Below are 4397 nucleotides of genomic sequence, written 5' to 3' on the forward strand. Positions count from 1 at the left end.
CCCTCACATTCCAGCTCACGGCGCTACACGCGATGAATATGGGTCTCGTGGGATCGGATATGTGTATAAGACACAGGCCCAGGACGGCAGCTACGAACTGCGCGAGCTGCCCGACGGCAGCACCGAGGTGATCTACGAGCTGACCGTCGACTTGAACATCCCGATGATCGGCATGTTCAAGCGCAAGGCCGAGAAGGTGATCACCGATACGGCCTTGAAGGAACTGAAGAAGCGGGTCGAGGGCTGAGCGCCCCGGGCGGTACCCGCGTCGAACTGTTCGTCGGCAAGGGCGGAGTCGGGAAGACGACGCTGGCCTGCGCGACGGGCATCGCCTACGCCCGCGCCGGGCGGCGGGTGCTGATCGCCTCGCTCGATCAGGCGCATTCGCTCGGCGACGCGCTCGGCTTCCGTTTCCCGCACGATCCGGGCACCGTCACCGGCGTGGCCAGGGTGGCGCCCGGGCTCGAGGTGATCGAGATCGATTCCCTCGCCCTGCTCGAGGACCGCTTCCGTGACGTGGTGCGGATGCTGGCCAGGGGCGGCGGGCACGACCACGGCGTCGACCTGACCGCCATCGACCCGGCCGAACTCACCGGCCTGCCCGGCGTGCAGGAACTGCTGATGCTGGTGGAGATCGCCCAGTACGCCGAGGAGGACGACTGGGACGTCATCGTCGTGGACTGCCCGCCCTCGGCCGACATGCTGCGCATCCTCACCGCCCCGGACACCCTGCTCAACTATGTGGAGCGCCTGTGGCCCCGGCATACCCGCACGATGAGCGCGATCGGCCTCGATCTGCGCAAGGCGGTGCTGGCGGCCACGGTCGAGCGGATCGTCGGCGCGGTCACCCAGGTCCGCGATCTGCTCGCCGACCGCACCCGCACCAGCGCGCGGCTGATCACCGGCCCCGAACAGGTCGCCGTCGCCGAGGCGCGGCGGGTGCGCTCGGCGGCCGCGCTGCTCGGCCTGCGCCTGGACGCGGTGGTGGTGAACAAGGTGCTGGCGCCGGTCCCGCCGCCCGGCGACAACGCCCATCCGGCCGTGCACTGGTATCTCAACCGCCGTGCCGAGCAGCTCGAGGTGGTCGCGCGGCTGCACGAGCAGCTCACCGACGTCCCGATCCTGCTCGCCCAGCACGCGGGCCCCGAACCCGTCGGGGTGAACGCGCTGGTCGCGTTCTCCTATTCGGTCGACACGCTGCCCGGCCCGCACGCTCAGGGCGCGGATTCGGGCGAACCGATGGTTCGATGGGAGTCGGGTTCCGGTGTCGACTCCGTGTACGCGATGCGGATTCGGCTACCGGTTGTCGATCCCGGCACCTTGCGGCTGGGCCGAGTGGAGGACGATCTGATCGTGGGAGCCGACGGGGTGCGCACACGCGTACGGCTCGCGCCGGTGCTGCAACGCTGCACGGTGGCGGGCGCCGAACTCGACGACGGTCACCTCGTGGTCCGCTTCCGGCCCGATCCGCAGGTGTGGCCCGCCGATCCGAACTACACGAAGGCCACCGCAGATGAGCAGTGACTCCCAGTCCGGCCCCCACCCCGACGGTTTCGCCGAGTTCACCGAGGAGCTGCGCCTGCTGGCCGAAGTGCTGCTGGCCAGAGTCGAGCCGGTGTTACGCCGCACCGCCGCCGACGGCCAGGCCGATCTGGGCGGCTGCGCCTGGTGCCCGGTCTGCGCGGCCGCCGCCCTGGTGCGCGGCGACCACCACGACGTCGTCGCCGCCCTCGCCGACCACGGCACGTCGATGGTGACCGTGCTGCGCGAAGCGCTCGCCGGTGTCCCCGTCGAGCCGGTGCTGCCGCCCGAGTGGGCCGAACACGCTGCGGGACACCACGATTCGCACAAGGCATGGGGCCACAACGGTGCCGGTGGCCCCAGCACGCCGAACCACCCTGGCGCGCCGTCGGCTCCCGCAGCCACTGCCACGCCCACCGACCCATCGGCAGCCGCGTCCACCGGAACTCACGCCGGATCCTCGACCGGCCCCGGCACACCACACCGCACCAGCGCTGCCCCGGCAGATCACGCGGACGCTCCGTCGACCGACCGAGCCACCGCAACCGCGCCACGGCCCGACAACCCCGACACCGCGGGCCGGTCCCGCCTGCGCTGGGGCTCCGCGCGTCCCGACCAGTCCGCGACGCCCCGCCCTCGCCGGGTCGACGAATACGCGGCGCCCCGCCAGCAGGGCGCTCCGGCCGGAAGTCCGGCGCGCCCACACGTGCCGACCGATCCTGGAACCGCCACCGGCACCGGCCTGTTCGCGGCACCGGCCGAGGACGCCGACCACCGCCGCGACGATCGGCCACGCACCACCCGCGCGCCACGCTCGCGTTATGTCGACATTCCGGTGACGATCCGGGGATGACCCAGCGGATCGACCGTCAACACCTGCTCACCGTCGGCATCGACGTCGGCGGCACGAACATCCGCGCCTCGGTCGTCGACGCCGAGGGTGAGGTGCTCGACAGCGTGCAGGCCCCGACCCCGCATTCGGCGCGCGCGCTCGAGGACGCCATCGACCGCTCGGTGCGCGAGCTGGCGCGCAGGCATCCGATCGCCGCGGTCGGCCTCGCGGTCGCCGGCTTCATCTCCGACGACCGCTCGACCGTCCTGTTCGCCCCGCACCTGCCCTGGCAGGATGCCCCGGTCGCGCGACGGCTCTCCGCGCGGCTCGGCCTGCCGGTGATCCTGGAACACGACGCCAACGCCGCGGGCTGGGCCGAATACCATTTCGGCGCCGCCGCGGGCGGGCACACCGTGGTCCTCGTCGCCATCGGCACCGGCATCGGTGCCGCCCTGCTCATCGACGGTCAGCTCTACCGCGGCAGCCACGGCGTCGCCCCCGAGCTCGGCCACCTCCAGGTCGTGCCGGAGGGCCGGGCCTGCGCCTGCGGCAAGCGCGGCTGCTGGGAGCGCTACTGCAGTGGAACGGCATTGGCCGACACCGCGATCGAGCTGCTGGCGACCGACCCGGTGCGCTCGGTGCTGGCCCGCGACGTGATCCACGATCCCGGCTCGCTGACCGGACGCCGGGTGGCGGGCGCGGCCCAGGACGGCGACCCGCTCGCGGTCAGGGTGATGGCCGACTTCGCGCGCTGGCTCGGGCTCGGCCTCGCCTTCGTCAGCGACATCTTCGACCCCGATCTTGTCGTGATCGCCGGCGGCGTGAGCAGTTCGGCGCCGCTGTTCCTCGACGAGGCGCGCGAGCACTACGCGAGCGCGGTCACCGGCGCAGGGCACCGGCCGCTGGCGCGGCTGCGTACCACCCAGCTCGGCGAGGCCGCCGGCATGATCGGCGCGGCGGAATTGGCCAGGGCGGCGGTCGGCGCGCCGGTCGCGGGCCGGAGCGGGAGATGAGCGTCACAACACTGTGACCTGGCTACCGTCCTGGGTTGGTTGTGACCTGCGACCAGCGGTAAAGTCGGTTTCCGACGAGGCTGCACCCCACGATCCCGGTCCCGAAGAAAGGACGCCATGTTCTACTGGCTGCTCAAGTTCGTTCTCGTGGGACCGCTCATGCATCTGTACAACCGGCCCGAAGTCGAGGGTATCGAGAACATCCCGACCGACGGCCCGGCGATCATGGCGGGCAATCACCTCTCCTTCTCCGACTGGCTGTTCGCGCCGCTGCTATCCCCGCGGCGGATCAGCTACCTCGCCAAGGCGGAGTACTTCACCACCCCCGGCTTCAAGGGCCGTCTGCAGAAGTTCTTCTTCAGCGGCACCGGCCAGTACCCGATCGACCGTAGCGGCGCCTCCGCCGCCGAGGACGCGCTCAACGCGGCCCGCAAGCTGCTCGACGAGGGCCGCCTGGTCGGCCTGTACCCGGAGGGCACCCGCTCCCCCGACGGTCGCCTGTACAAGGGCAAGACCGGCATGGCGCGCCTGGCCCTCGAGACCGGCGTCCCGGTCATCCCCGTCGCGGTCATCGGCACCGACAAGGTGAGCCCGCCCGGACCGTTCAAGTGGCGTCGGCACAAGGTCGTCCTCAAGTTCGGTGCGCCCCTGGATTTCTCGCGCTACGAGGGCATGAGCGGCAACCGTTTCGTCGAGCGCGCCGTCACCGACGAGGTGATGTACGAGCTGATGCGCCTCACCGGCCAGGAATACGTCGACGTCTACGCGCACAGCCTCAAGAAGGGCGTCGCCCCCACCGATCGCCAGCTCGACGCCACCCGCATCCCGGACACCGCCGCCAGCTGACCCGTAATCCGGTACGCCGCGGCGCCATGAGCTGACTCACAGCACCGGCCGACGGCAAGCGGATCGGAAACGCCCTCCGCCCCACTGCTCGCAAGTTCAAGCAAATTCAGGCCGCGGCCCGTGTCGGTGGTGGCGAGGTAGAAACCCAATTGTTAACCCCCCGGGTGCAACCCCGCGGCGAGGGG

The 4397-nt window shown here is 71.1% G+C and carries 4 protein-coding genes and 1 pseudogene; all 5 read left to right on the top strand.

All coding sequences use genetic code 11. The features are described 5' to 3' along the window. Positions 1-73: 73 nt before the first annotated feature. Positions 74-247, top strand: a pseudogene (locus tag ACFWPJ_RS17375) (cyclase); the annotation flags it as partial. A gap of 26 nt (positions 248-273) precedes the next feature. Continuing rightward, entirely contained in the window at positions 274-1524 is a 1251-nt protein-coding gene (locus tag ACFWPJ_RS17380) for an ArsA family ATPase (protein ID WP_378852485.1), read from the top strand. Continuing rightward, positions 1514-2374 carry a hypothetical protein gene (locus ACFWPJ_RS17385; RefSeq protein WP_378852472.1) on the top strand — a complete coding sequence of 287 codons (861 nt, stop codon included), beginning with the start codon at positions 1514-1516 and terminating at the stop codon, positions 2372-2374. Before ACFWPJ_RS17380 ends, ACFWPJ_RS17385 begins: the two co-directional genes overlap by 11 nt. Then, positions 2371-3366 carry an ROK family protein gene (locus tag ACFWPJ_RS17390; protein WP_378852474.1) on the top strand — a complete coding sequence of 332 codons (996 nt, stop codon included), beginning with the start codon at positions 2371-2373 and terminating at the stop codon, positions 3364-3366. Before ACFWPJ_RS17385 ends, ACFWPJ_RS17390 begins: the two co-directional genes overlap by 4 nt. A gap of 117 nt (positions 3367-3483) precedes the next feature. Then, positions 3484-4212 carry a lysophospholipid acyltransferase family protein gene (locus ACFWPJ_RS17395; RefSeq protein ID WP_378852476.1) on the top strand — a complete coding sequence of 243 codons (729 nt, stop codon included), beginning with the start codon at positions 3484-3486 and terminating at the stop codon, positions 4210-4212. The last annotated feature ends 185 nt before the right edge of the window (positions 4213-4397 follow it).

It is taken from the genome of Nocardia sp. NPDC058497 (assembly GCF_042720195.1).
Lineage (GTDB): Bacteria > Actinomycetota > Actinomycetes > Mycobacteriales > Mycobacteriaceae > Nocardia.

Coding starts and splice junctions, on each gene's coding strand:
- ACFWPJ_RS17395 (WP_378852476.1), top strand. CDS start 3,484: ATGTTCTACTGGCTGCTCAAGTTCGTTCTCGTGGGACCGCTCATGCAT.
- ACFWPJ_RS17390 (WP_378852474.1), top strand. CDS start 2,371: ATGACCCAGCGGATCGACCGTCAACACCTGCTCACCGTCGGCATCGAC.
- ACFWPJ_RS17385 (WP_378852472.1), top strand. CDS start 1,514: ATGAGCAGTGACTCCCAGTCCGGCCCCCACCCCGACGGTTTCGCCGAG.